Annotated in this window: 22 protein-coding genes; 11 read left to right on the forward strand and 11 right to left on the reverse strand. The window is 57.8% G+C overall.

Features of this window, described 5'->3' with window-relative positions:
* Positions 1-225 precede the first annotated feature (225 nt).
* Complete coding sequence (locus tag ABXH05_RS03855) at positions 226-2295, forward strand: 3-hydroxyacyl-CoA dehydrogenase NAD-binding domain-containing protein (protein ID WP_353560974.1); 2070 nt, start codon at positions 226-228, stop codon at positions 2293-2295.
* Entirely contained in the window at positions 2295-2996 is a 702-nt protein-coding gene (locus ABXH05_RS03860) for a glutathione S-transferase N-terminal domain-containing protein (RefSeq protein WP_353559858.1), read from the forward strand. The genes ABXH05_RS03855 and ABXH05_RS03860 overlap by 1 nt, the downstream gene beginning before the upstream one ends.
* Positions 2997-3024: 28 nt before the next feature.
* Here the strand turns inward: ABXH05_RS03860 and ABXH05_RS03865 are convergent, their stop codons facing one another.
* A complete protein-coding gene (locus tag ABXH05_RS03865) occupies positions 3025-4308 on the reverse strand; it encodes a lytic murein transglycosylase (RefSeq protein WP_353559859.1) in 1284 nt (427 codons plus the stop codon).
* Positions 4309-4541: 233 nt separating this feature from the next.
* Here ABXH05_RS03865 and galU point away from each other — a divergent pair, with 233 nt between their 5' ends.
* The 3 genes from galU to ABXH05_RS03880 all read left to right on the forward strand — a co-directional run bounded on the left by galU (position 4542) and on the right by ABXH05_RS03880 (position 7526).
* The gene (gene galU, locus ABXH05_RS03870) at positions 4542-5411 is read left to right on the forward strand and encodes a UTP--glucose-1-phosphate uridylyltransferase GalU (RefSeq protein WP_353559860.1); all 870 of its coding nucleotides are present in this window, start codon (positions 4542-4544) and stop codon (positions 5409-5411) included.
* A gap of 53 nt (positions 5412-5464) precedes the next feature.
* Positions 5465-6781, forward strand: coding sequence for a UDP-glucose dehydrogenase family protein (locus ABXH05_RS03875; RefSeq protein ID WP_348137760.1), 1317 nt, complete (start codon positions 5465-5467; stop codon positions 6779-6781).
* A gap of 109 nt (positions 6782-6890) precedes the next feature.
* Positions 6891-7526, forward strand: a complete 636-nt coding sequence (locus ABXH05_RS03880) for an MlaC/ttg2D family ABC transporter substrate-binding protein (RefSeq protein WP_353559861.1) — start codon at positions 6891-6893, stop codon at positions 7524-7526.
* Positions 7527-7529: 3 nt separating this feature from the next.
* On the opposite strand, the gene ABXH05_RS03885 is transcribed toward ABXH05_RS03880, so the two are convergent.
* A complete protein-coding gene (locus tag ABXH05_RS03885; protein ID WP_353559862.1) occupies positions 7530-8966 on the reverse strand; it encodes a mannose-1-phosphate guanylyltransferase/mannose-6-phosphate isomerase in 1437 nt (478 codons plus the stop codon).
* 322 nt (positions 8967-9288) lie between these two features.
* Here ABXH05_RS03885 and ABXH05_RS03890 point away from each other — a divergent pair, with 322 nt between their 5' ends.
* A complete protein-coding gene (locus ABXH05_RS03890; protein ID WP_348137754.1) occupies positions 9289-10083 on the forward strand; it encodes a sugar transferase in 795 nt (264 codons plus the stop codon).
* 18 nt (positions 10084-10101) lie between these two features.
* Here the strand turns inward: ABXH05_RS03890 and ABXH05_RS03895 are convergent, their stop codons facing one another.
* The 7 genes from ABXH05_RS03895 to cysD form a co-directional block, all read right to left on the reverse strand.
* Positions 10102-11208: an NAD(P)/FAD-dependent oxidoreductase gene (locus tag ABXH05_RS03895; RefSeq protein WP_353559863.1), complete on the reverse strand. Its 1107-nt coding sequence runs from the start codon at positions 11206-11208 to the stop codon at positions 10102-10104.
* 21 nt (positions 11209-11229) lie between these two features.
* Positions 11230-12219, reverse strand: a complete 990-nt coding sequence (galE, locus tag ABXH05_RS03900; protein ID WP_353559864.1) for a UDP-glucose 4-epimerase GalE — start codon at positions 12217-12219, stop codon at positions 11230-11232.
* A 36-nt stretch (positions 12220-12255) separates the two neighbouring features.
* A complete protein-coding gene (locus ABXH05_RS03905) occupies positions 12256-13335 on the reverse strand; it encodes a GDP-mannose 4,6-dehydratase (protein ID WP_353559865.1) in 1080 nt (359 codons plus the stop codon).
* Between the two features lie 113 nt (positions 13336-13448).
* Positions 13449-14390 (reverse strand): GDP-L-fucose synthase, encoded by a 942-nt coding sequence (gene fcl, locus ABXH05_RS03910; RefSeq protein WP_353559866.1) that lies wholly within the window; start codon positions 14388-14390, stop codon positions 13449-13451.
* Positions 14391-14393: 3 nt separating this feature from the next.
* Positions 14394-15443 carry a GDP-mannose 4,6-dehydratase gene (gene gmd, locus ABXH05_RS03915; protein WP_348137744.1) on the reverse strand — a complete coding sequence of 350 codons (1050 nt, stop codon included), beginning with the start codon at positions 15441-15443 and terminating at the stop codon, positions 14394-14396.
* Between the two features lie 222 nt (positions 15444-15665).
* Positions 15666-17588, reverse strand: a complete 1923-nt coding sequence (cysC, locus tag ABXH05_RS03920) for an adenylyl-sulfate kinase (protein WP_353559867.1) — start codon at positions 17586-17588, stop codon at positions 15666-15668.
* Between the two features lie 15 nt (positions 17589-17603).
* Positions 17604-18398 (reverse strand): sulfate adenylyltransferase subunit CysD, encoded by a 795-nt coding sequence (cysD, locus tag ABXH05_RS03925; RefSeq protein ID WP_353559868.1) that lies wholly within the window; start codon positions 18396-18398, stop codon positions 17604-17606.
* Positions 18399-18810: 412 nt separating this feature from the next.
* Here cysD and ABXH05_RS03930 point away from each other — a divergent pair, with 412 nt between their 5' ends.
* The 5 genes from ABXH05_RS03930 to ABXH05_RS03950 are packed head-to-tail and all read left to right on the forward strand — an operon-like array spanning position 18811 to position 24369.
* A complete protein-coding gene (locus ABXH05_RS03930; protein ID WP_353559869.1) occupies positions 18811-20322 on the forward strand; it encodes an undecaprenyl-phosphate glucose phosphotransferase in 1512 nt (503 codons plus the stop codon).
* A 50-nt stretch (positions 20323-20372) separates the two neighbouring features.
* On the forward strand, positions 20373-21662 hold the full coding sequence (locus ABXH05_RS03935) for a glycosyltransferase WbuB (RefSeq protein ID WP_353559870.1): 1290 nt from the start codon (positions 20373-20375) through the stop codon (positions 21660-21662).
* Between the two features lies 1 nt (position 21663).
* Positions 21664-22386 (forward strand): FkbM family methyltransferase, encoded by a 723-nt coding sequence (locus ABXH05_RS03940; RefSeq protein WP_353559871.1) that lies wholly within the window; start codon positions 21664-21666, stop codon positions 22384-22386.
* A 9-nt stretch (positions 22387-22395) separates the two neighbouring features.
* Positions 22396-23160 carry a hypothetical protein gene (locus ABXH05_RS03945; RefSeq protein WP_353559872.1) on the forward strand — a complete coding sequence of 255 codons (765 nt, stop codon included), beginning with the start codon at positions 22396-22398 and terminating at the stop codon, positions 23158-23160.
* Entirely contained in the window at positions 23161-24369 is a 1209-nt protein-coding gene (locus tag ABXH05_RS03950; protein WP_353559873.1) for an O-antigen ligase family protein, read from the forward strand.
* Here ABXH05_RS03950 and ABXH05_RS03955 read toward each other — a convergent pair.
* Together ABXH05_RS03955 and ABXH05_RS03960 are read right to left on the reverse strand one after the other, a co-directional pair.
* The gene (locus tag ABXH05_RS03955; RefSeq protein ID WP_353559874.1) at positions 24317-25081 is read right to left on the reverse strand and encodes a class I SAM-dependent methyltransferase; all 765 of its coding nucleotides are present in this window, start codon (positions 25079-25081) and stop codon (positions 24317-24319) included. The two genes, ABXH05_RS03950 and ABXH05_RS03955, sit on opposite strands and share 53 nt — an antisense overlap.
* 27 nt (positions 25082-25108) lie before the next feature.
* Positions 25109-26482 carry a hypothetical protein gene (locus tag ABXH05_RS03960; RefSeq protein WP_353559875.1) on the reverse strand — a complete coding sequence of 458 codons (1374 nt, stop codon included), beginning with the start codon at positions 26480-26482 and terminating at the stop codon, positions 25109-25111.
* Positions 26483-26523: the final 41 nt, after the last annotated feature.

A 26523-nucleotide genomic window follows, 5' to 3' on the forward strand; every position in this document is an offset into this window, starting at 1 on the left:
CCCAAGCGCTGCGGCAATGGCACATTTGCAAACCCCTTTGCATAAGAGATTGCCCCAATACCGGGCGCCTATAGGAACACATTGGGTGAATCCAAGACTCGCATCGTCCGCCAAGGTCACTAGAATGCGCCCCAACCAAGGGCCGATATCCGCCCTTCAAGAACAAATACCCGCCGGACAGTGACCAAAAAGGCGGGCCAGACAGGGAGTGCCCAAATGACCCAGATAAACGAAGTCACCACACTGACGCGCGAAGGCGATATCGCCGTCGTGACCCTCAATTCTCCGCCGGTGAACGCCCTTTCCGCCAATGTGCGCGAAGGTCTGTTTGAGGGCTTCAAAGCCGCCATCGCCGACGATGCTGCCAAAGCCATCGTTCTTATCTGCGACGGCCGCACCTTCATTGCCGGTGCCGACATCACGGAATTCGGCCAGGCCCCCAAGGGCCCGGGCCTGCATGAAGTTCAGGCGATGATCGAAGATGCGCCCAAGCCGGTTGTGGCAGCCGTTCACGGCACAGCCCTTGGCGGCGGCCTCGAAGTAGCTCTCGTCTGCCATTACCGCGTTGTCGTTCCCAGCGCCCGCATGGGCCTGCCGGAAGTAAACCTCGGCCTGCTGCCCGGTGCCGGTGGCACCCAGCGCCTGCCGCGCGTCACAGGCGTTGAAAAAGCGCTCGAAATGATGACATCAGGCCGTCACGCCTCCGCCAAGGAAGCCCATGAAAGTGGCCTGGCTGATGCCATCGTTGAAGAAGGCAAACTTCTGGAAGGCGCCATCGCCTTCGCCCAGAAGATTGTCGCCGACAACGCCCCCCTGACAAAAATCCGCGAACGCGACGACAAGGTTGCCGGCGCCCGTGGCAAGCCAGAAATCTTTGAAGCGTTCCGCAAGTCCATCGCCCGCAAGACCCGCGGCTTCCTCGCACCGGAATACAACATCCAGTGCATCGAAGCAGCCGTGAACCTGCCCTTCGATGAAGGCATGAAGGTTGAAGCCAAGCTCTTCCGTGAGCTGGTCACCGGCGAACAGTCCGCTGCCCAGCGCCATGTCTTCTTTGCAGAACGTCAGGTCGCCAAGATCCCTGATGTGCCCAAGGACACCCCGCAGATCGACGTCAAGTCAGTCGGCATCATCGGTGCCGGCACCATGGGTGGCGGCATCGCCATGAACTTTGTGAATGCGGGCATTCCGGTCACGATCGTTGAGCAGGCACAGGAACGTCTCGACGCCGGTCTCGCCGTTGTGCGCAAGAACTACGAAAACTCAGCCAAGCGCGGCCGCTTCCCCATGGAAGAAGTGGACAAGCGCATGAGCATGTTCACCGGCACAACGAACCTCGAAGATCTGGCCGACAAGGACCTCGTGATCGAAGCCATCTTCGAGAACATGGACGTCAAGAAGGACGTGTTCGGCAAGCTCGACAAGATCGTCAAGCAGGGCTCTATCCTTGCAACGAACACGTCAGCGCTGGACATTGACGAGATCGCAACAGCCACGACGCGCCCTGAAGCCGTCATCGGCCTACACTTCTTCTCACCCGCCAACGTCATGAAGCTGCTGGAAATTGTCCGCGCAGACAAAACCAGCAACGAAGTGATCGCCACCTCCATGTCCCTTGCCAAGAAGATCGGCAAGGTCGGCGTGCTTGTGGGTGTGTGCCCGGGCTTTGTGGGCAACCGCCTCCTGGCCCAGCGCCAGCGCGAAGCCAACAAGCTCATCCTGGAAGGTGCGATGCCCTGGGATGTAGACCGCGTGCTCTTCGACTTCGGCCTGCCCATGGGTCCCTTTGCCATGTCAGACCTTGCAGGTCTCGACCTTGGCTGGAACAAGGAAACCTCCAAGGGCGAAACCCTGCGTGACCTGCTCTGCGAGCGGGATCGTCGCGGCCAGAAGACCGGCGCCGGCTTCTACGACTATGACGAAAACCGCGTGCCTTCCCCTTCCAAGGAAGTCGAAGGCATCATTCGTCAGTACGCAGAAGAGCGTCAGATCCAGCAGCGCGAGATTTCAGACGAAGAAATCCTCGAGCGTTGCCTGCTGCCGATGGTGAACGAGGGCTACAAGATCCTCGAAGAAGGCAAGGCCATCCGCGCATCCGACATCGATATCGTCTGGATCATGGGCTACGGCTGGCCCCGCTATCGCGGCGGCCCGATGTGGTACGGCGAAAACTCTGTAGGCCTCGAAAAAGTCCTCGAGCGCATGCAGCACTACGAAGAAAAGCACGGGGCCGACTTCAAGCCAGCAGCAATGCTTGAAGACCTGGTTGCCGAAAGCAAGAAGAAGGCAGGCTAATGGCTCTTGCCCTCTACGACCTCGAAGGCCGTGACGGCCGCCGCATGAGCCCCTTTTGCTGGCGCACAAAATACGCGCTGGCCCATAAGGGCCTCACCGCGGAGGACCGCCCGGTCGGCTTCGGGGAAATCAAAACCATCGGGGACGGCTCATTCAAGACCGTCCCCGTCATTGAGCATGACGGCCAGTTCATCGGCGATAGCTGGAAGATCGCGATCCATCTGGATCAGAATTTTCCTGACACACCTCCGCTGTTCCCCAGCCTCGACGCCCTGCACTACGCGCAGTTCGTTGAACGCTGGCTGTTCACCCAGGTGTTCACCGCCATGTTCCCGGCAATGGTCAAGCAGGTGTTTGAGCACTGCCGCGAAGAAGACAAGGCCTATGTCCGGGAAAGCCGCGAAAAGCAGCTTGGCGGCATGACCCTTGAACAGGCGGACAAACGCGGCAAGGAAGGTCTCGGCGCCATGTCCGTGGCCCTTGGTCCCCTGCGGGCCAAGCTCATGGACACGCCGTACCTCAATGGCAACGAAGCAGGCTATGCGGACTACGTCGCCGCAAGCACATTCATGTGGGCCCGCGCCGTGTATCCGAACAAGCTGTTTGCACCAAAGGAGCCCGTGGCGGATTGGTTCAAGCGCATCCTTGAGATGTATGACTCTCTGGGCCGCTCAACGCCGGGCTACGACATCGCAGCCTGACGCCTTTGCACTATTTCGCGCAGCGGTCCTAGCGGGCTGCTGCGCGAATTTTTTCCAGCAGCTTCTCGGTGGCAAAACCATCCTGCGGCTGCCCCAGGCTTCCCTGGAAACCACGAATGGCTTTCCGGCTCATGGGGCCGATGATGCCGTCAACGCCCCCCGTATTGAACCCGATCGCCGTCAGCTTACGCTGCATCTCTTTGGCTTCTGACAGGGTCAAAGGCCGCTCATCCGTCGGCCATGTTCCCTGAATGGCAGGCTCACCGGCAAAGTGCCGTGCAAGATAAGACACTGCCATCGCATAGGAGGTCGCGTTGTTGTAGCGCAGGATCGTGCGGAAATTCGGGTAGGCCAGAAACGCTGGCCCACGATGGCCCGCAGGCACAATCAGATAGGCTTCAAGTCCGCGTTCGCGGCGCGGCAGCGTTTCGCCGGACGTGGTGCGAAGCCCCAGAGCTTGCCATTCCTCACCGCTCTTCTTGATGCTGCGGCCCGCCTGCGCATAGTCAAAGCCATTGGGCAGCTTCACTTCGCGCACGGCAGGGTCGCCCTTGTCCCAGCCAGACGCTTTGAGGTAGTTGGCAGCAGATCCAAGCCCGTCCGCCGCGCTGACCCAGACATTGCGGCGACCATCGCCGTCAAAATCCACCGCATGCTCAAGATAGGTCGTGGGGATGAACTGCGTGTGCCCCATGGCACCCGCCCATGAACCGTTCATGGCTTTGGGCGTGATATCGCCGGACTGAATGATCTTCAGGGCCGCAATAAGCTGCGTGCGGCCAAAGTCAGCACGACGCCCTTCAAAGGCCAATGTCGTCAGTGAACGGATGACACTGCGACTGCCCATGAAAGTCCCGTAATGGGTTTCAAGGCCCCAGATCGCTGCCAGCACTTCCCGCTCGACGCCATAGCGCTCTTCCAGCCGGTCAAACAGCTTGCGGTTGGCCCGCAGTTGCTCTGCCCCATCGGCCTTGCGCTTGTCTGACAGGGCCGAGCCCAGATAGCCCCAGATCGGCCGAACAAATTCCGGCTGCTTCTGGTTTAGCTCCAGCACCTTCACATCCAGCGAAATACCCTGAAAAGCGCGGTTGAACGTGGACGACGTGATTCCTTCTGCCAGGGCATCACGGCGAAAACCGGTTAGCCAGGCTGAAAGTCGCTCCTCCATGGCTGGTGTCACAACAATATCATCTTCCACCGGCTGCCCTTTTTGAGCGAGCGCAGCACCCGCACCACCCAGGGTGAGACCGGTTGCCAAAAGAAGGGCCGACAGGGGAGAAAGTGCCCCAAAGCGCGTTGTTTTCCGCCGCATTTATTCTCGTTCCGCTGGTTTGTGAATCGCAGGAAAGCTCAAAAAGTCCGTCACCATAGGCGATGGACTGTGGCAATTCTATGCACGAACAACCTGCTGTTTAGGTTCATGTTCTAGGGTGCGTGCGGGCGTGCAACAGGTGCGTCTTGCCGTGGCGCATAGCCCCGTGGCAAAACCGGCTGGCAATCGTTGCTGCGCCGCATCATCTACCCTCGTCTGCGTAAAGGCTTCTCATGTCCAAACGGATCCGCAAGGTTGTTTTCCCGGTTGCCGGTCTCGGCACGCGCTTCCTCCCGGCCACCAAATCTGTGCCCAAGGAAATGCTCCCGGTTGTCGACCGCCCGCTCATCCAATACGCCGTAGATGAAGCAAAAGAAGCTGGCATCGAGCATTTCATTTTTGTGACCGGTCGCGGCAAGACAGCCATCGCTGACTACTTCGACCACGCCTACGAGCTTGAGCAGACACTGTCTTCAAAAGGCGCAGGCGACGCGCTCAAGATGCTGGCAGACATGCGCCCGCCCGCAGGAGCTGCCTCCTTCCTGCGCCAGCAGGAGCCCGCCGGCCTTGGCCATGCAGTGTGGTGCGCGCGAGATCTTGTGGGTGACGAACCCTTTGCGGTCGTTCTCGCGGACGAACTTCTCAAATCCTCTCCCGGCTGCCTCGCGCAGATGGTGGAGGCCTATGAAAAAACGCAGGGCAATATCGTTGGCCTTGTGGATGTGCCCAAAGAACACACGGACCGATATGGCGTGATCAAACCCGGCACCCGCGATGGCAAACTCGTGGAAGTCTCCGGTATGATTGAAAAGCCAAAGCCCGAAGCAGCCCCTTCCACATTGGCGCTCGTCGGCCGCTACATTCTTCAGCCATCCGTGTTCGAGCACCTGTCGCGGCAGGACCGCGGCGCCGGTGGTGAAATTCAACTGACAGACGCCATGGCACGCCTGATCGGCAACGAACCCTTCCACGGCCTTGAATTTGACGGCATCCGGTTTGACTGTGGCAACAAAGTAGGCTTCATGGCAGCCAATGTGGCCTATGCCCTTGAACGTGAAGACATGGCCGACGAACTTCGTGAGTATCTGCGGACAGTCATCTAGACCACGCCCACATCTGAAGCGGCCCTGGCCGCCAACACCTAAAGAGGTGCGCCATGCGCGTCGCAATGATCGGAACAGGCTATGTAGGCCTGGTTTCAGGAGCCTGCTTCTCTGATTTCGGCCACGAAGTCACCTGCGTCGACAAAGACGCCAGCAAGATTGAAGCGCTTGAGCGCGGTGAAATTCCAATCTACGAGCCGGGCCTCGATGTGCTGGTCAACGGCAACATGCAGGTCGGCCGCCTGACCTTCACCACCGATCTTGCAAACACCGTCCCCGAAGCCGACGCCGTCTTCATTGCCGTCGGCACTCCCTCACGCCGGGGCGATGGCCACGCAGACCTGTCCTATGTCTATGCAGCTGCCCGCGAAATCGCGCCCTTGCTGACGGGCTACACGGTGGTGGTCACCAAATCGACAGTCCCCGTCGGCACCGGCGACGAAGTTGAACGCATTATCCGTGAAGTCGCGCCTGACGCAGACTTCGACGTCGCCTCCAATCCGGAGTTTCTGCGCGAAGGGTCGGCCATTGAAGACTTCAAGCGCCCCGACCGCGTAGTGGTCGGCACCGATGCCGAGCGCGCACAGGATGTGATGCGCGAGCTGTACCGCCCACTCTTCCTGCGCGAGACGCCGATGGTCATCACCAACCGGCAGACGTCAGAACTCATCAAATATGCCGGCAACGCGTTTCTGGCGACGAAGATCAGCTTCATCAACGAAATGGCGGACATCTGCGAGAAGACCGGCGCCAATGTCATCGATGTCGCAAAGGGCATCGGCCTGGATGGCCGCATCGGCAAGCTCTTCCTGCATGCAGGTCCCGGCTATGGCGGGTCGTGCTTTCCCAAGGACACCCTTGCCCTCGTAAAAACGGCAGAGGATGTCGGCGCACCAACAGGCATTGTCAGCGCCGTGGTGGAAGCCAACGCCAGCCGCAAGAAACGCATGGCTCACAAAGTCATTGAGGCGGCCGGCGGCGACGTCAGCGGCAAGAAAATTGCGGTCCTTGGCGTGACCTTCAAGCCGAACACGGACGACATGCGCGACAGTCCAAGCCTCGACATCATCCCCATTCTCAAGGACTCCGGCGCATCAATCCGTGCCTTTGATCCAGCGGGCATGGATGAGGCCAAGGAGCTGATCGATGGCGTCGATTGGGCACAAAACGCTTATGACGCCATCAATGGCGCGGATATCCTGCTGATCCTGACCGAGTGGAACGAGTTCCGGGCTCTGCAGTGGGACAAGGTCGCAAAGGCCATGCCGGGACGGCTTGTGGTCGACCTCAGAAACATCTACACCCCGCATGAAGTGGCCCGTCAGGGCTTCACCTACCACTCCATCGGCCGTGCGCCTGCAACCGCCTAACGGCGGCAGGTTTCACAGCGCTCAGCCCTTTTCCGGATTTCTGCCGCAATTCGCGTGCATTGATTTCGCCGGACATAAAAACGAAGGCCGCGCCCCGGCGGAAATCACCATGATCAAAAGCATTCTTACTGCCGTTCTGTTTGTCATGACGTCTGCCACCATGGCAGCAGCTGACCCAGAAGGCACAGCAAAGACCTTCATCACCGATGGAGTTGATCAGGCGATCACAATTCTGCAGGAAACAAAGCCGGAAGATCCCGCCCGCGCGGCCCGCTTCCGTGACTTCGTCTCACAGATCATCGACACCCGCTCTGTTGCCCAGTTTACTCTTGGTCACTACCGCAAAGGCGCAGACCCACAACTGGTGCGCGCCTTCGAGCAGCAGTTCAAGGAATACGCCACCGCCAGCTATGAGAGCCGTCTGGGCCTGTATGGCGGTCAGACCATCAACATTACCGATGCTGTTGCGCGCAAAGACACTGATGTGCTGGTCAAAGGCACCATCAACGCGAAGGACGGAAAGCACCTGGCAGATGTCGCCTTCCGTGTCCTTACGACCAAGCGCGGACCACAACTCTTTGACGCGCAGGTTCAGGGCATCTGGCTGGCCGTTGAACAGCGCGCACAGTTTGGCAATTATCTGGGCCAGCATGATGGTGACATCCAGCAGCTGATCAACTTCCTAGCAGATGAAACAGCTCGGCTGCGGTCTGGTGATGCGGAAGCGACGCTGGCTGAAGGCTAAGGCCTACTCCACCGCTTTAAGCGCGGGGACTCGGCCATAGACATCATCAAAGCGAACGATGTCATCCTCGCCGAAATAGCTACCTGACTGCACCTCAATGATGGAGAGCGGCATTTTGCCGGGGTTCTCCAGACGGTGCTTTGCGCCAATTGGGATGTACACGGACTCGTTTTCCGCAACGAGATGTGTCTCCTCGCCAAGTGTCACTTTGGCTGTACCCCCAACGACAACCCAGTGCTCAGCCCGGTGATGATGCATCTGCAATGAGATGGCCGCGCCTGGCTTGATCATCAGGTGTTTTACCTGATGGCGCTCGTCCGTTGCCAGGCTCTCGTAGAAACCCCATGGCCGGTAGACACGCGCATGAACTTCCTGCTCCGCCCGGCCTTCCGTTTTCAGCCGACCCACAATGGCTTTCACGTCCTGCACCCGGTCACGATGAGCCACAAGCACAGCGTCGCCCGTCTCAACCACAATCAGATTTTCCACGCCCACCGTCGTGACGAGCCGCCCTTCAGCGCGCACAAAGGTATTGGCCGTGTCCTGAACCATCACGTCGCCGCTCAGCACGTTGCCTTGAGCATCTTTTTCGCCGATGTCCCAAAGCGCCGTCCATGAGCCAACATCGCTCCAGCCGATATCTGCAGGCACCACCACCGCATCCTTGGTGTGTTCCATAACGGCATAGTCGATGGAGTCAGACGGGCACGCCTCAAACGCTTCACGATCGAGCCGCAAAAAATCCATGTCGCGATTGCCACCGGAGACGGCCATCGCTGCCTGTCGCCAGATGTCAGGCGCCAGAGCTTCGAGTTCTGCAATCATCCGGTCCGCGCGAAACAGGAAGATCCCTGAGTTCCAAAAATACCGGCCATCATCCAGATATGTCTGCGCTGTCTCCACGTCCGGCTTCTCAACAAACGCATCCACCTTGCTGCCGCCATGATCAACGGCCTCACCGGAGCGGATGTAGCCATACCCGGTCTCTGGCGCGTCTGGCACAATGCCGAAGGTTACGAGCTTGCCTTCTTCCGCAAGTTTGGCGCCCGTAGCGATGACATCCAAAAACAGATCAGGCCGGGCAATATGATGATCCGCCGGCAGCACGAGCATCAGCTCGTCCCGGCTGTGCGCCGCGCATAGAGCTGCGGCTGCCGCGATCGCCGGAGCTGTGTTGCGGCCAACCGGCTCAAGCATTTCAACCTCAAGCTCGATCCCCGCGTCCTGAAGCTCCGAGGCGACCGTGAACCGGTGCTCTTCGTTGCACACCACGATAGGCGGCAGAAAACGATCTGCATCGCTCACACGCAGTGCGGTTTCCTGAATCATGGTCCGCTCGGATGTAAGCGCCATGAATTGCTTGGGATGATGCGCCCGTGACGTCGGCCACAGGCGTGTCCCCGAGCCACCGGACAGGATGACAGGACGGATGGGCTTCATCGTCGTTCAGTCCTTAACGAAATCGCGCGCGCCCTAGGACGGCACACGCTCACAAATGACGCATGGGTTCTAGCACAAAGCGGGCCTCTCTTTGGCGTCCCAATACGACACAACAATTGCGCCAATAAGAACCGTCACCCAGCCAGGTCTTAACGCGCAGCCGGTTTGGCGCAGCTGCCGCAAGCAGGCAAACCCAGACAAAAAGCCTCAAAAACCCAGCAAAACTGCCGAAAAAGGTAGGCAGCCACCTCCCTGACGCGCCTTGGCACAAGGCTTGATCTGTAACCAGCAGTCATTAACGCGCTTGAGAGGCATCCCCCCAATGTCTGCACTGCTGAAAAACAACGCTGAAGTCGCCCTGCCGCTTGGTTCTGCTGAAGAGACGGCACGTCCCCTTCCCCGTTACATCGCCCGTCGCGACGCTGCTTATGCGGTGCTGACGGCTGAAACACCTGCATCTCTGCGCCCAAACGCACGCATCCACGCTGTGGACACAAACGCTTCCGCCCTGCGCGAAGCCACAATCCGCGCCCTTGACGTACTGGGCGCGATCGCAGGCCTCATTCTCGCGGCACCCATCATGATTGTTGTCGCCTTCCTCATCATGCGCGATGGCGGCTCGGCTTTCTTCAGCCAGACCCGCGTTGGCCAGCAGGGCCGCGGCTTCAGCTGCTTCAAACTGCGTTCCATGGCATCAGATGCCGAAGCGCGCCTTCAGACACTGCTCGACAATGACCCGCAGGCTGCTGCTGAGTGGGCTGAACACCGCAAGCTCAAGAACGACCCACGCATCACCAAGCTTGGCCACTTCATCCGCAAGACCAGCATTGATGAGCTGCCACAGCTCTGGAACGTCCTCAAAGGCGACATGAGCCTCGTTGGCCCACGCCCAATCGTTCCGGATGAGCTCGCCATGTATGGCAAGGATGCTGCTGGTTACCTGTCTGTCCGCCCTGGCCTGACTGGCCTGTGGCAGGTTTCAGGTCGCAGCGACTGCGATTATGAAACACGCATTGCTCTGGACGTTGAGTGGACCGAGATCCGCACTGTCGCCTCCTACCTTGAAATCATCTTCAAGACGGTTCCTGCAGTGCTCGCCAAAGATGGCGCTTACTAAGAGTTTCGAGAGGGGAAGCTAGCCAACCTGCTTGGCAACTTCGTCGGCAATAGCCAATGACGATGTGAGTCCGGGGGACTCGATGCCAAGCAGGTTGACCAGCCCAGCAATTCCATGGGCATCAGGCCCATCAATCCGAAAATCAGCAGCCGGCTCGCCCTGCGCATTCAACTTTGGACGAATGCCCGCATAGGCAGGCACCAGCGACGCGTCTTTCAGCCCCGGCCAGTAACGCCGAATGGCGTCGTAAAACCCGTCAGACCGTGCAGGGTCAACCGAGTACTCAACGCCATCCACCCATTCCGTGTCAGGCCCAAAGCGCGCCTGGCCACCAAGATCAAGCGTCAAGTGAACACCAAGTCCCGCCGCTTCCGGGACCGGATAAATCAGGCGTTCAAAAGGTGCGCGCCCCTGCAGAGAGTAATAATTGCCCTTGCAGTAATAGGCCTTGGGTTTGTGGTCTGCCGCCAGACCCTCAATCTGGTCCGCAAGACCAGGCGCAAACGGACCAGCAGCGTTGATGAACCGTTTGGCTGTTACCACCGCAGCCGCTTCCCCGCCGGTGGTAATAGTGAAGCCCGAACCGGTCACCTCCACCCGCTCAATGCTGGTGCCAAAGGCAATCGCCCCGCCATGCTCCTCAGCCTCGCCCTGATAGCTCATCATCAGGCCATGACTGTCGATGATGCCCGTTGAGGGAGACAGCAACGCCCCGTCACATTTCAGGTGAGGCTCAAGCGCAAGGGCTTCGTCCCGACTGAGGAATGTCAGATCGTCCACACCATTGGCGGCAGCCTTGGCCTTGATGCCTTCAAGCTCGGCAACCTGCTCCGGGGTGGTCGCAACAATCAGCTTTCCGCATCGTTTGTGGTTGAGCCCGCGCGCCGCGCAGTACTCATAGAGCTTATGCTTGCCCTCAACGCACATGCGCGCCTTGAGAGAGCCCTGTGGGTAATAGATGCCCGCGTGAATGACTTCGCTGTTGCGCGAACTCGTATGACTGCCAATCAACGTCTCGCGCTCAATCACAATCACTTCCTGGCCCGCAAGAGCCAGCGCGCGCGCCACAGCAAGGCCGATGACACCAGCCCCGGCAATGACCGTATCCGTTTCGAAATGATCCAACGTGATTTACTCGGCAGTTATTCAGGCAGGCGGCTGCTGTCGCAGGCGTTCTTCCCATCGCAGCGCGTGTTCAACAATAACTGATAGATCATCCAGCTGCGGTGTCCAGTTCAGTGTTTCGCGCAATTTACTGGCATCGGACACCAGCGCTGCCGGATCACCGGCCCGCCGCGGCCCATGGCGAATATCAATGGCCCGCCCCGATACCTTCTGGACCGTCTCGAGCACCTCAAGAACCGATGCGCCACGACCATACCCACAGTTGAAGGCACCGCCTTCATTCCCCTCACGCAGATGATCAAGTGCTGCCAGATGCGCAGATGCCAGATCAGTCACATGAATATAGTCACGCACACCTGTGCCATCCGGCGTATCAAAATCATCGCCAAAGACCGATACGTGATCTCGTGCACCGGTCACAGCTTCCACAGCCACCTTGATGAGATGGGTCGCGCGCGCCGTTGATTGCCCCGCACGCCCCTTGGGGTCGGCACCGGCGACATTGAAGTAGCGCAACGCCACATAGTCAAAGTCGTGTGCAAACGCTGTATCCCGCAACATCCATTCGGTCATCAGCTTTGAGGCCCCATAGGGAGAAATGGGCTCCAGCAACATGGTCTCTTTGACCGGCACCGTTTCCGGTGTGCCGTAAACGGCCGCCGTGGAAGAGAAGATGAACCGAGGCACTTTGTGGGCCACACAGGCCGCAATCAGCTCGCGGGAATTGACCGTGTTGTTGTGATAGTAGCCCAGCGGGTCTGACACAGAATCCGGCACCACAATGGATCCGGCAAAGTGAATGACCGCGTCCAGCTTGGTCTGGCTCATGACCTGATCGAGCAGCGCCCGATCACCCACATCGCCCTCAACCAGCGTGACGCCTTCAGGAATGACAGAGGGAAAGCCCGTCGAGAAATTGTCGAGGACCATTACGTCCTCTCCACGGTCAATCAGCGCCAGCACCGTATGGCTGCCGATATACCCTGCCCCGCCTGTCACCAAAACCGTCATTGATCCAACCCCTTCGCAAATCAGCGATATCGGCAGTCAGTCGGCCACAGCTGCCACCAGTGAGGGAGCCTCACCTGCTGCCGCCAAAATCTTCAACCGCTCAATATCGGCCTGCACCATCTCATGAACTAGTTGCTGGAACGTGACACGTGGACGCCAGCCCAAAACACGCCGTGCCTTGGAGGCATCGCCGATGGCAATTGGAGGATCAACCGGACGGTAAAACTTGGGGTTGATGCGCACCAGAACTTCGCCGGTTTTGGCATCCCGACCCGTCTCATCAAGTCCGCGCCCCTCCCACACCACGTCGTGGCCAACATAGGCAAAGGCTGATTCCACAAAAGACCGCACGGATCGCGCCTCACCAGTCGCCAGGATCATGTCTTCGGGCACGTCGTTTTGCAGCATGGCCCACATGCCCGCCACATAGTCGCTCACATGGCCCCAATCACGGCAGGCATCAAGATTGCCCAGGGCCAGCGGCGCCTCGATGTCCAGATGCTTGGCCGCCACCGCGATGGAGATCTTCCGGGTCACAAACCCTTTCCAGCGATACGGCCCTTCGTGATTGAACAAAATGCCGTTGCAGGCGAACACGCCTAGTTTGTCGCGGTAGTGACGGATTGTTTCAAAGGCATGCACCTTGGACTCAGCATAGGGACTGCACGGGTTAAACGCCGTTTCCTCCGTATGCGGATGCCCGTCACTTGGTCCAAATATCTCAGACGATGACGCCTGATAGACCCGCGATGTGTCACCCAGCCCCAAAAGGCGCATGGCACGCAACAGTCTCTGCGTGCCAGTTGCGTTGACGTCAAACGTCTCCTCCGGCTGCTCGAAGCTCAGCCCCACATTGCTCTGCGCTGCAAGATTGTAGATTTCGTCCGGCCGCGCCTCATGAAGCGCGCCCACAAGACTGCCCGCATCCTGCATGTCGCCCGTATGGAGAAACAGGTTCTGACGCGCGTCAGCCGCACTCTCGACACGCGCCCAGTCAAACCGGTCCGGTGATCGGGCAAGGCCATGCACGCGGTATCCCTTGCTCAGCAACAGCTTGGCCAGCTCACCGCCATCCTGACCGGTGACGCCGGTAATAAAAGCGGAGCGTTGTGTCACGGAGAATTCCTGAGTAATGAGGCAATCCGGCGCGTCGGCAGATGCCTGCAGAACCCGGCTACGAAACTGTCATATTTCGTAAAGACAAAACGCCAGATTCACAAGTCACGGCCCTAGGCGCGCAGACTGTCGGCATTATCCAGATACCACTGGTAGGTACGTGCAATGCCTTGTTTCAATTGCACTTTTGGCGACCAGCCCATTCCCCGCAGCAGACTGCTGTCCATCAGCTTGCGCGGCGTACCGTCCGGTTTGCTGGCATCAAACACAAGTTCACCGTCAAACCCGACGACCTCACACATGGTTTCAGCAAGCGCGCGGATCGAGACTTCTTCTCCCGTGCCCACATTGACGTGGCTCTCGCCGGAGTAGTGTTGAAGCAAATGCACCAGCGCGTCAGCACAATCATCCGCATACATGAACTCTCGCAAAGGCGCCCCACTGCCCCAGACTTCATAGCTCTTGTCACCGTTCACTTTGGCATTGTGCACCTTGACCATGAGAGCCGGCAGCACATGGGATGACTGCAGATCAAAATTGTCGTTGAAGCCGTACATATTGGTGGGCATGGCCGAAATGAAATCGCACCCATGCTGTTTGCGATAGGCCTGACACATCTTGATGCCGGCAATCTTGGCGATCGCATACCATTCGTTTGTCGGCTCAAGAGGCCCGGTCAGCAGGGCGTCTTCGCGCATCGGCTGATCTGCAAGTTTGGGGTAGATACACGACGACCCTAGAAACAGCAGCTTCTCGACCTGCGCCTCAAAGGCTGCATGAATGAGGTTCGCCTCAATCATCAGGTTGTCGTAGAGAAAATCAGCCGGCTGCGTATCGTTCGCCAGAATACCGCCCACCTTGGCCGCCGCGACAATGAGAGCATCAGGCTTTGCATCGGCCATCCAGGCATGAACAGCCTTCTGATCACGCAGATCAACATCGCCGCGCGTCGTTGTCAGAACCTCGCAGTCCTCAGATGCAAGCCTGCGATGGACGGCAGACCCCACCATGCCCGCATGGCCAGCCAGGTAAATGCGTTTGCCTACAAGATCCATGGATCAGGCGTTCGACTTGAGAAGGGCCAGATCAGCGGCAACCATTTCGGAAACCAGCTGCTTGAAGGGCGTCGTATGCGTCCAGCCCAGCTTGTCCTTCGCTTTGGTCGGATCACCCAGCAACAGGTCCACTTCGGTCGGACGGAAATAGCGCGGATCAACTTCCACAAGGACCTTGCCCGTCTTGGCGCAAGCACCCTTTTCGTCAACACCTTCACCTGACCATTCAATGGTCACGCCGGTTTCTGCGAAGGCCAACTCGACAAACTCACGAACCGGATGCGTCTCGCCTGTCGCGAGCACAAAATCGTCCGGCTCATCCTGCTGCACAATCCGCCACATGCCTTCCACATAGTCGCGCGCATGACCCCAGTCGCGCTTGGCGTCCAGATTGCCCAGATAGAGTTTGTCCTGCTGACCAAGCTCGATCGCAGCAACGGCACGGGTGATCTTGCGCGTGACGAAAGTCTCTCCACGCGTTGGGCCCTCGTGATTGAACAGGATGCCATTCGACGCGTGCATCCCATAGCCTTCGCGGTAGTTCACCGTAATCCAGTAGGCATACAGCTTGGCAGCAGCATAGGGACTGCGCGGATAGAAGGGTGTCGTTTCGCTCTGCGGGGTTTCCTGCACCTTGCCGTAAAGCTCAGACGTAGATGCCTGATAGAACCGCGCCGTCTTCTCCATCCCCAGAATGCGCATGGCTTCCAGAAAGCGCAGCGTACCAATGGCATCAGAGTTGGCCGTGTATTCGGGCGTTTCAAAACTCACCTGCACGTGGCTCTGCGCCGCGAGATTGTAAATCTCGTCCGGCTGCACTTCCTGCACGATGCGGATGAGGTTTGTTGAGTCTGTCAGGTCGCCATAGTGCATCTCGAAATGCCGGTCATCTTCATGCGGATCAACATATAGATGATCCACCCGACCGGTATTGAATGACGACGACCGCCGCTTGATGCCATGCACCTTGTAGCCTTTGGAAAGCAGCAGCTCCGCCAGATAGGCGCCATCCTGCCCGGTCACACCAGAGATAAGGGCTGTTTTTTGGGTCATTTGGCTTCCAACACATGAACAAGGACGTCGCGACACCACCAAGGCGGCATATCACGGCCCCTTCTTAGCGGGCCTGATTGCACATTTGAAGATGGCAGAGATACTCCCAAAACGTGTGAAAAGCGTAACGCGAGCCCTCAGCAGGCTCCACAAACGAGAAATGCCGCCTCCCGGATCACGGAAGACGGCATTTCAATTTGTCAGTTCAGCTGCCAGACGGGTCTAGACGCGGAAATTCGCTTCCACGTAGTCAACCAGCTGCTGCACGCAATCCTCGATGTCACAGGCAGACGTATCGACCGTCAGCTGCGGTGCATCAGGCGCTTCATAAGGGGCCGAGATACCAGTGAATTCCTTGATCTCGCCGGTACGGGCCTTCTTGTAGAGACCCTTGGGATCACGTTCCTCACAGGTCTCGAGGTCTGCCGCCACATACACCTCATGGAAGTGCTCACCGGCTGCCTCACGCGCCCTGTCGCGGTCAGACCGGTAGGGAGAAATAAACGACGTGATGGCAATGGCGCCGGACTGCGCAAACAGCGCCGACACTTCACCAACGCGGCGAATGTTCTCCGCCCGGTCCTCGGGTGAGAACCCGAGATTGGCATTGAGGCCATGGCGCACATTGTCGCCGTCCAGCACAAAAGCATTCATGCCTTTTTCGAACAGCCGCTTTTCAAGCTCGACGGCCAGTGTGGATTTGCCGGCGCCTGAAAGCCCGGTGAGCCAAAGCACGCCACCCTTGTGGCCATTGCGCACAGCACGGGCGTCCAGCGTAATCCCGTGCTCCACCTTTGTGATGTTGGTGGACTTCTGGGTGATCAGGTCACGCTGGTCCGCATACCCTTCCATGGAGATGATGCCACCGCCGGAAATGTCATAGCCATCAATCAGCACAAAGCGGCCGGTACGCGGGCTGTCCACAAAGCTGTCCAGCGCCAGCATGCGCTTGGAGCGCAACACGATTTCAGCCACCTGGTTGCGCTCAACCTGACCAGCATCCGTCGCGGAAAGATCGGTCGTATCGATGATACGCTCGATCTCCTGCACCTGAACGCGCGCCTCAAACGTGTTGAGCTTGAGCTTGTACGTCTTACCGACTGTCAAAGGTTCTTTGCCAAGCCAGAAAAGCCGTGCACGGAACACATCCGTTTCAATCGGCGCTTCTTCCACATGGCTGGCCATATCGCCACGCTCGACAAAAATCTGTTCATCCAGGGTCACGCCAACGCTTTCGCCGGCTTGCGCGGATTGTGGGTTCACAAACTCGCCCTTGGATGACCAGCCTTCGATGCTCGCTACCTTGGCGCTCTTGTTTGAGGGCGAGAACACAAGTGTGTCGCCCACATTCAAGGAACCAGCTTCAAGACGCCCAGCAATGATGCGGCGCGTATCAAACTTGTAAACATCCTGGATAGGGAACCGCAGCGCCTGATCCACGGTCGGTGCCGACGGCAGGAAGCTGTCCAGCGCCTTCACAACGGTTGGGCCTTTGTACCAGGCCATATTGGTGGACTGCTCGGCGATGTTGTCGCCTTCGCGCGCGGACACCGGAATAACAAAAGTCGGCGTCACACCAATGGATGTGAGGTAATCGCGATATTCTTCCTCAATGAGGTCGAACTGCTCCTGCTCATAATCCACCATGTCCATCTTGTTGACGGCCACGGCCACCTGACGAATGCCCATGAGGTGCAGCAGATACCCATGACGGCGTGACTGCTCACGCACACCTTCTGCGGCATCGATGATCAGCAGCGCTGCATCAGACTGGGCAGCACCGGTGATCATGTTCTTGAGGAATTCTTTGTGACCCGGCGCATCAATGATCGTGTAGTCGCGCTGATCCGTCTTGAACCAGATCTGCGACGTATCAATTGTGATGCCCTGGTCACGTTCTGCCTGCATGGCGTCCATCAAGAACGCCCACTCAAACGGCATGCCGCGACGCTCACACATGGCCTGAATGGCCTCATACTTGCCTTCGGGCAGCGAGCCAGTGTCGTGGAACAGGCGGCCCACAAGTGTCGACTTGCCGTGGTCCACATGCCCCACGATCACGATACGCAGAAGGTCGCGCACGCGCTGGGCAAGGGCTGCTTCGTCGTCATTTACTGAAGCGAGATTGACTGATGTATTGGTCATGATTTCTGCTCCCGCCTACATGTAGCCATCGGCACGAAGGCGCTCGAAAGCATCCTCCGAGTCATGGTCCATGGCGCGACCTGCGCGCTCTTCGGTCTTGATGGTCTCAAGCTCGGCAATGATCTCTTCGATGTTGGACGCATGGCTATCAATCGGGAAGGTGATGCCCTTCTCGCCGAGTGACCGGAACCGCTTGCCGTCTTTGGCAAAGTAGAGTGGCACCAGAGGAATTTCTTCACGCTGGATGTACCGCCACACATCGAGTTCTGTCCAATGCAGGAGCGGATGAATACGAATGTGCGTACCGTCGGGATAGTCTGTCTTGTACTGGTCCCAGAACTCCGGCGGCTGGTCACGGAAGTCCCACTGGCCATCAAGGCCGCGCGGGCTGAACACACGCTCCTTGGCGCGCATGGACTGCTCGTCGCGACGGATACCGGTGATGAGACCGTTAAATCCGTACTTTTCGATCGCTTCCTTCACACCGGCCGTCTTGCGCGCAGCAAGGCGCGACGCAGGTGGCAGGGTCGGGTCAATCTTCTCAATCGGAGGGCACTCGTCCTTGATGAGCTTGAGGTCCCATTCCTTGGTGTAGCGATCCCGGAATTCATAGGTCTCGTCAAATTCGAGACCCGTATCGAGATGGGCTACAGGAAACGGCAGATGTCCGAAAAATGCCTTGCGCGAGAGCCAGATCATCACGTTGGAATCTTTGCCCAACGACCAAAGCATCGCGATGTTGTCGATCCGGTTGAACGCTTCACGCAGAATATAAATGCTCTGCGCCTCAAGCTGGTCGAGACGGTCCATTTTCTGGCCTCCACACTCGAAAATTGCTGCTGGCTTGATGATGAGCGAAATCTCTGCCGCACCACGCCGCCGTCTGGCAGATACACCCTGCCGCTTGACGGGCTAGATAATTATCCACCCACATAATGTCAAATATATTATTACACAAAATTTATTGTGAAATATTCGATGTCAGGGCCCAACACACTCAAATTGTGAGCGCCCCCGCAACCAAGTGGCCCACCAATTGCTCCATGTCTGACAAGTGCCCCAAACCTGTTCTAGAAGAGCACAACCTGAGTATGCCTATTTATCGCTTTCCAATCATCGTCAGGACGGCGCATAGTATGCCGCATCGCAGCAATAGGATTGAAGAACAGTCTGCTTTCAACAAGTTAGCGCAGATGCATATCTGCTGCCTGGCGGCGCGATAATGACTGACCACATGATCAAGCCCGAGCCCGACGAAAACACCCCGGACACAGGGTCAGGGCATGCCTCTGGCACACCACAACCGGCGAGCGCTCCCAAGAGCGCCGTGCGGCGTGGATCACTCGTTCGCGTTATCAGCGAAAGCGCTGCCCTGATTGATGTTGCGGCCATTATGCTGACGGCCTTTACAGCCGAACTCATATACTCCGGCATCGTGGTTCAGGCTCCGATAGACTTTCAGCGCACCTTCGGCCTGAGTCTCATTGCCAGCATCGCGACTGTCGGCATTTTTGCCTATCTGCGCCTATACCGCAGCGACAACGTGCTGCGACCACGATATGCCAGCCTGCAAAAAACAGTCGCTGGCTGGATCGTGGTCATCATTGGCTTGATCGTGATGGCATTCCTTACCAAGACCTCCGAAGACTTTTCCCGCGGCTGGGTGATGTTGTGGGCAATCGCGACGCCCGCCGTCATTCTCTCGGGCCGGTTTGTCGTCCGGCAGCTTGCAACGTGGATGATTGGGCAGGGCCGCCTGGCACGTCACGTTGCGATCGTCGGGGCAGGCCCTGTCGCTGACCGACTGGCTCTTCACCTGCGCAACCGAAATCCCGAACTGGTTCTTGTCGGCGTCTTTGACGATCGTTCGACAGGCCGCGAGCCTGGCGAAGGGACGCTGGCGCCGATCGGAACCACAAAGGACCTTGTCGCCCGTGGCCAGCGCGATCCCCTGGACGAGATCATCATTACGGTCCCGATGAATGCGCGTGCGCGCCTAGATCGGCTGATTGACACCCTTGCTGTCCTGCCGGTTGATATCCGTGTGTGCCCCGGCATGCCCGTTATTGAAGGTTCTGTCCCGCGGGTGAGCTATCTCGATGATATGCCACTCATCTCGGCCCTGAAGCGTCCAATCGGCGAATGGTCCTGGATGGCCAAGGCCGCTTTTGACCGTGTGGCAGCGACACTGCTGCTCATTCTTGTTGCGCCCTTGATGGCACTTATCGCCCTGGCCGTTCGCCTTGAAAGCAAGGGTCCTGCCCTGTTCCGTCAACGCCGCCATGGCTTCAACCATGAAATTATTACGGTGCTGAAATTCCGCAGCATGAGCGTGATGGAAGACGGCGGTGCCGTGAAACAGGCCAGCAAGAACGACAATCGCATCACGCGTCTGGGCGCCATCCTCCGCCGCACAAGCCTCGATGAACTCCCACAGCTCATCAACGTCATCAAAGGGGACATGTCGCTGGTCGGACCGCGCCCGCATGCGCTCACTCACAATGACCACTATGCCAAAATCATTGGCCACTACGCCAACCGCCACCGGGTCAAGCCCGGCATCACGGGACTGGCGCAAGTAAATGGTCTGCGCGGCGAAACAGATACGCCGGACAAGATGGCCGCGCGCATCAAGTATGACCTCTACTACATCGACAATTGGTCCATCTGGCTGGACATCAAGATACTCATCCGGACCGCCATCGTGGTGCCGTTCCAAAAGACCGCTTACTAAACATCAGAGCGTCACATCGCGACACCACTTTTGTAGAAGTTTCAGGTGCCATGCGCATTCTCATTCACGGCATCAACTACGCGCCCGATGAAATCGGCATCCCCAAATACACGACCGAAATGGCAGAGTGGTTTGCCGCACGCGGCCATCAGGTGCGCGTCGTCACGGCACCACCCTACTATCCAGCCTGGAAAGTGCCCTCAGCCTATAAACGCCTGCGCAAATGGCGCGAGACCCTGAACAAAGTGCGCATCGTTCGGTGTCCCATCTATGTGCCGAATAACCCAACCGGCCTGAAACGGCTGTTGCACCTCACGTCATTTGCCATCACCAGCGCCCTTCCAGCCATGCTGATAGCCACGTTCTGGCGTCCTCATGTAGTCATGGGCATTGCACCGGCTCTTACGTCGGCACCAGCCACATGGATGGCGGCAAGACTGGGCGGCAGTGCAGCCTGGCTTCACATCCAGGACTTTGAACTGGATGCTGCCTTTGAAATGGGTCTGCTCAAGGGAGAAAGGTCACGGGGCATTGCAGAAACCATCGAGAGGTGGATCCTCCGTCGCTTTGACCGCGTCTCGACAATCTCCAAAAAAATGATGGAAGGCCTGGAGCGCAAAGGCGTTAACCCAAAATCCATCCGCGAACTGAGAAACTGGGTCGACGTAAACGCCATCCAGCCCATGTCGGACCCTTCACCCTTTCGCGCGGAATGGGGGGCATCGGCGGACGACATCATCTGCCTGTATTCAGGTAACATTGCCAACAAGCAGGGCCTGGAAATCATCATAGATGCCGCTGATCACCTGGCTAAGCAGGAGCACATCAAATTTGTGGTGTGCGGGCAGGGATCCGGCCATGCGGCTTTCAGCGCTCAAGCTCAATCGCGACCCAACATAACAATGCTGCCGCTTCAGCCATTCGAACATCTCAACGCGCTGCTGAATGCAGCTGACATCCACATGCTGCCTCAAAAAGCGGGAGCAGCAGATCTGGTGCTGCCATCCAAACTGACAGGCATGCTTGCGTCTGGTCGCCCGGTGGTGGCTACAGCCGAAGACGGTAGCGGCTTAGCCAGCGAGGTAGACGGCTGCGGCATCACCACGCCACCGGAGGATGCCAAGGCCTTTGCTGAGGCAATTCAGGAACTCGCCGATACCCCCGCACTCAGGGACACACTGGGAAAAGCCGCGCGCGCAGCAGCCCTGGCCCGCCTTGACGTGAACGCGATCCTTGCCCGGGCAGAAGCTGAATTTGCGATGATCTTGGAAGGGGCAACCTCCCAGGCGGACACGACCACTTCCGCCGGCGGCTCCATCAATCCTCCGGAGGGCCAGTGACATGGCCTCCATCGCAAAACTCGCAGCCCTTGCCCTTCACCCAAAAAGCTGGCCTGCCTTGGCCAAAAAAATTGCACCAACCATTGAGCATCGCACCGCTCTGGGCGCGTTCGACTTCAAGACCGTAATTGACGTCGGCGCCAACAAGGGTCAGTTCGGCTACTTCGCCAAAATGCAATGGCCGGATGCGGACATACATTGCTTCGAGCCCTTGCCCGGCCCCGGTGCTCGCTTGACTGATCTGCTGAAGGACAGGGTCACACTGCACACCTGCGCGCTCGGCAGCCAGGACGGCACCGCCGACATGCACGTTGCATCGCGAGAGGACTCCTCGTCACTTCTGGCTTTGGGATCTGCTCAAAAAAGCATGTTCGAAATGGACGAAGTCGGAACACACACCGTCGAAGTCAAACGGCTGGACGAGGTCATTACGCCCCCACTCCAGCGTCCAGCACTTCTCAAAATAGATGTGCAGGGTTTCGAGTATGAAGTGCTGGAAGGGTCTGCAGCACTGCTACCTAACGTGGATGCGGTTTTTGTCGAGGCGTCGTACGTCGAATTGTATGAAGGCCAGAAACTGGCAGACAGCGTGATCGCGCTTCTGGAGACGCAAGGCTTTACGCTCAGCGCAGCACATAATGAGCAACATGATGCCAAGGGCACGCTTGTTCAGGCCGACTTGCTGTTCATCCCCACCCCGTCACACACCACTCACGCGTCATAGGAATACAGGATGCTGCGACACCTCCTTGGATGGACAAAACCCGCGCGATACGCCGCCGACAGCCTGCTGTTCAGCGCCCGAAACAAAAGCAACGCGCTCGAACCCCTCAAAGACAAATTCAAGGGCCAGCCGCTACTCGTGGTGGGCAATGGCCCCAGCCTCAACAACACACCGCTGGATGACTTCGCGCATATCCCCGCCATAGGCATGAATAAGATCGACCTGATCTTCCCGCGCGTTACCTGGCGGCCAAGCGTTATCGTCTGCATCAACAACATGGTCGTGAAGCAGCACGCTGACGTGTTCGCAGCAAGCGACATCCCGGTCTATCTTGGTTGGAAATCCCGATGGTTTGCACCCCGCAGCCCATCCATCAACTATTTCAACATGACCCTTGCTGAAGACTTCAGCACGGACTTTTCAACCCACGTTGGCTCTGCAGCAACCGTTACCTACCCGGCCCTTCAACTCGCCCACTATATGGGCGCAGATCCGGTGATTGTTGTGGGTGTTGATCACAGCTTCAACAAGACCGGCAAGGACCACGCCTACGAAAAGCGCGAAGGTGACGACGTTAATCACTTTGACCCAAACTACTTCAAAGCAGGAACCTATTGGGGCCTGCCCAATCTGGACGCCAGTGAACGCGTCTACTGGCGCGCACGCCAGGCCTTCGAAGAATCCGGCCGACGCATTGTTGATGCCACCATCGGCGGTAAACTAGAGGTATTTGAGAAAGTCTCGATCGAGGAAGCCGTGAGGATGGCAAGCTAGATGCGATCAGTTGCCCAACGGACCAATGTTGTCGCGCTGAGCTATGGCGCGTGGCTGGCTGGCATGATGTTCATCCAGTTCCTGCTATCCGGTGGTTTTGTATCGGTGGCACTAGGCTTTGGACTGATTGTGGTCCCTGTAACCCTGCACCTTTGGCTTCTCGGCGTGAGGCCCGGCAACGATACGCGTGGCGTTTTGTATTTCAGCCTCTTCTTTGCCACCGTCTTCATCAGCCTGTTTGCAAACACGGAACGGCTGACGACGGAAGTCATTGCTCAAATGCTGGGACTTCTGGGTCTGGTCGGCATTGGCTATCTGATTGCCCAGCATCAGGATAAAAACCTGCTGGAAAAGATTTTTGTCTGGTTCGCCATCTTCCTCTCTATCGTGCTCGTGATCGTTCTCATCGACAATGATCGCCTGTGGGCACGTCTGATGGGACGCCTGCATTCAAACCTTTGGGCGGCTGTCTGCATTGCGGCAATTCCCGGTGCACTGGCTTTACGCAGCCATTGGATGTCTGCCGCACTCACAACATTTGTCCTCTACATGGTGGCATTTGAGTTCAATGCACGCGGCCCGCTTCTCTACGGCATTGCGACAATCGTCGCATTTGCCGTCCTATGGGCCTTCCACAATCCGCGCAAGGCACTCACACCGCGAACACAGGTTCTGCTTGTCGCGGGGCTTGGCGTTGCCCTGACCGGACTGATTGTTAACTGGGACTTCGTCGCAACGAACATTCTGTTCATCGACTCTGTCACGCGTGGATTGGGCTCCGGTTTCACCGGCCGCTTCGTCCTGTGGGGTGAACTACTGGACGTGGCCCTGGCCAACCCGCTGACCGGCGTCGGCTTCAGGATGCATGACACATTCGTTCTGGTTCCAGGGCTTGTCTCTGCCCATAACGCCTATGTGGCCATGCTTGTTGATCTGGGCGTTATAGGGCTTGGCCTCTACCTGATCATTATCTCTGCAAGCCTATGGCGCAGCATCGCAGTACAGCGCCGCTGGCTGATCGGAGCATATCTGGTCGGCTACGTCCTGCTTGGCTTGACCGAGGCCCGGGCCGTTAATGTTGGCAATCCGGCTTCCATCCTCTTTATTCTCGCTCTCGCGTCTACGCTGAGCATCCGCAACGTAGCCAGCCGGCCGTCTACCGCTTCCGCAAGAAAACATGCAGCTTCGCTGAAAGCGGCGCAGGCATAAGCCAGCACCAAAGCTCAACAAGCCTGAAGAGAAGACGTCGGTTGCCGTGATAGGACGGAACGCCGTTATATCCATAGCTGCAATGCTGCCACTCTTCCTTCGGAAAGAACCTGGCTAACGCCCCATGTGTGTTCAGCTTGTATGCGGTTGGAAACACGTCCTCGGCTTTGCGTTGGGGCTGAAGTGAAGACAGCAAAGACGTATGCAACGCGTTGGGTACGGCGCGTGCCCCAAGACCGACATACCCCCACTTCGTCGGCGTGCGCGCACAAAACCACCCGCCTGGCTTGAGGACGCGAGCCACCTCCCGAGCAAAACTATCCGCGTCGGTGAGATGCTCCAGAACATGGTCACAGATGATCAGATCAAGGGAGTTGTCAGCGATCGGGTAGGTTTCGCCGATGGGCACAACATGCGCCTCATCAAGGTCTGGATTTTCCAGAACAGCGTCGTCCACATCAATGCCGATCACCCGCGAAACACGCCCTTTGAAGCGTTGTATGCGGCGTCGAAACGGCGAGTAATCCTGAGTGATGTTCGCACCACGCCCCGCCCCAAGATTGAGCAGAACCATGTCGTCACGAAGCAACGCACCTACGCGCGTGTAAAACGCCACCGTGCAGTCACGATGCGAGTAATCTCCGGCATCGCACTCCGGATAGACCGAGAACTCGTATGGCCTTACCAGCTCTTTTGGTTCATCAGTGCTCAAACTGTTCGCCTTCCACCATCGGTCAAACTACAGGGCCTCAAGAACAACGAGTGACATCGCCGCGAGCCCTGCTGGAACTGCCGCATAGGACAAGTCCCGTTTCCATCCAAACTCAAACTTACGAAGAGTGAGAACTCTTGCGTAGGGCACATAGAACAGGGCCAGCGCAATCAACTGGCAGATCGGGAATACATACATGCTGCTCACGCCCTCAAGCGCCAGCAGACCCAGGAACAGGGTCGTGTTCACGCCATCTACGATATGCCATCTGATGTCATTGGTAATGGTAAAATAGTGCAGGTGCATGGCGCCATATCGGAACGTGAAATTGGCAACCGCCAAGAGCGCCCACAAGTGCAGGTCCACGAACAGCAGAGGAACCGGCAAAAACAGATTGGCAATGTAGACACCAGCCGGAACAAGCGGCACCGCGGCGGCGTAGATAAGAAGCCCCTTGAGCATGACCGACTGCGCCAGCGCATTTTGATCATCCAATTGACCTCGCGCCAGATGCGCCGACAGGCTGGGCAATGCGCCAAACAGTGGCGCCAAAGCCAACTGCCCCACAATTCCAAATATGTTGAGCGCAAAGGCAAAAGCAGCCACATCCTCACTCTCACCAAACTGCGCAAACAGTATCCCGCTACCGTAGATGACGAGGGACGACATAAAAACGCCAACGCCGCCCCGCAATGCCCTTGGCCACACCTCAGGCAACAAACTGACAGTGGCCATTTGTTGTCGGGTAGCCCGCCTCCAACCCTGACGCATGGCCATGCGACGAAGCAAAATGAGATTGATGAAAAGAGGAAGCTGAAGAAGTACCATCGAGAGCAGAAAGTTCGGAAAAACAACGAGACTCCCGACCGTCGCAAGGCCACTTACGGTCCAGGTAAACGCCTCCAGTCGCCGCACCTCGGCTACAGACCCCCGCCCCAACAGGAAGGTGGCGTAAGCCTGCATGCCCAAGCGGACGGCCATCGCGCCGCTAAACACAGCCCAAGCTTGGTATCCCTCGATACCCAACCCAGATGCCTGTATGGGTCTCCAAACAATCCAACTTCCAACCGAGCCCGCCACAACAATCCAAGCGAGTGCGCATACAACAAATGTGGAGCTCAGGAATCGCGCCAGCTGGCTCAAAAGTAGAGTGTTGGGCCCGCCATTGTCGGTCGAGTCAAAACCGACACGTTGGTTCCCAATCTGCGATGACCCCGCATTGGCATACGAAACCATATGCATCAGGATTGTGGGCAGCACGCCTATTACAGCCGTCGCAAACGCTTGAAAAGTAAGGATGACAAACCAAAGGGCGACAACGGGAGTCTCGAAGTAGGCCGTCACAAAAGGAATCGGAGCCAGAAACGCGAACGCTCGCGCCATAACCGAAGCTGCAGTCATACTGCTTGCCGAGGTCATGGCCCGTTTGGTCAAGTGTCTTA

The organism is Pyruvatibacter sp. HU-CL02332 (assembly GCF_040362765.1).
In the GTDB taxonomy this organism is placed as follows: Bacteria; Pseudomonadota; Alphaproteobacteria; order CGMCC-115125; family CGMCC-115125; genus Pyruvatibacter.

Excerpts from the sequence above, each read along its gene's own strand:
- ABXH05_RS03935 (WP_353559870.1), top strand. The coding sequence starts at position 20,373 with ATGCGCATTCTCATTCACGGCATCAACTACGCGCCCGATGAAATCGGC.
- ABXH05_RS03960 (WP_353559875.1), bottom strand. The coding sequence starts at position 26,482 with ATGACTGCAGCTTCGGTTATGGCGCGAGCGTTCGCGTTTCTGGCTCCG.
- ABXH05_RS03880 (WP_353559861.1), top strand. The coding sequence starts at position 6,891 with ATGATCAAAAGCATTCTTACTGCCGTTCTGTTTGTCATGACGTCTGCC.
- ABXH05_RS03890 (WP_348137754.1), top strand. The coding sequence starts at position 9,289 with ATGTCTGCACTGCTGAAAAACAACGCTGAAGTCGCCCTGCCGCTTGGT.
- ABXH05_RS03940 (WP_353559871.1), top strand. The coding sequence starts at position 21,664 with ATGGCCTCCATCGCAAAACTCGCAGCCCTTGCCCTTCACCCAAAAAGC.
- galE (WP_353559864.1), bottom strand. The coding sequence starts at position 12,219 with ATGACGGTTTTGGTGACAGGCGGGGCAGGGTATATCGGCAGCCATACG.
- ABXH05_RS03875 (WP_348137760.1), top strand. The coding sequence starts at position 5,465 with ATGCGCGTCGCAATGATCGGAACAGGCTATGTAGGCCTGGTTTCAGGA.
- ABXH05_RS03950 (WP_353559873.1), top strand. The coding sequence starts at position 23,161 with ATGCGATCAGTTGCCCAACGGACCAATGTTGTCGCGCTGAGCTATGGC.
- ABXH05_RS03885 (WP_353559862.1), bottom strand. The coding sequence starts at position 8,966 with ATGAAGCCCATCCGTCCTGTCATCCTGTCCGGTGGCTCGGGGACACGC.
- ABXH05_RS03930 (WP_353559869.1), top strand. The coding sequence starts at position 18,811 with ATGACTGACCACATGATCAAGCCCGAGCCCGACGAAAACACCCCGGAC.
- ABXH05_RS03860 (WP_353559858.1), top strand. The coding sequence starts at position 2,295 with ATGGCTCTTGCCCTCTACGACCTCGAAGGCCGTGACGGCCGCCGCATG.
- fcl (WP_353559866.1), bottom strand. The coding sequence starts at position 14,390 with ATGGATCTTGTAGGCAAACGCATTTACCTGGCTGGCCATGCGGGCATG.
- galU (WP_353559860.1), top strand. The coding sequence starts at position 4,542 with ATGTCCAAACGGATCCGCAAGGTTGTTTTCCCGGTTGCCGGTCTCGGC.
- ABXH05_RS03945 (WP_353559872.1), top strand. The coding sequence starts at position 22,396 with ATGCTGCGACACCTCCTTGGATGGACAAAACCCGCGCGATACGCCGCC.
- ABXH05_RS03865 (WP_353559859.1), bottom strand. The coding sequence starts at position 4,308 with ATGCGGCGGAAAACAACGCGCTTTGGGGCACTTTCTCCCCTGTCGGCC.
- cysC (WP_353559867.1), bottom strand. The coding sequence starts at position 17,588 with ATGACCAATACATCAGTCAATCTCGCTTCAGTAAATGACGACGAAGCA.
- cysD (WP_353559868.1), bottom strand. The coding sequence starts at position 18,398 with ATGGACCGTCTCGACCAGCTTGAGGCGCAGAGCATTTATATTCTGCGT.
- gmd (WP_348137744.1), bottom strand. The coding sequence starts at position 15,443 with ATGACCCAAAAAACAGCCCTTATCTCTGGTGTGACCGGGCAGGATGGC.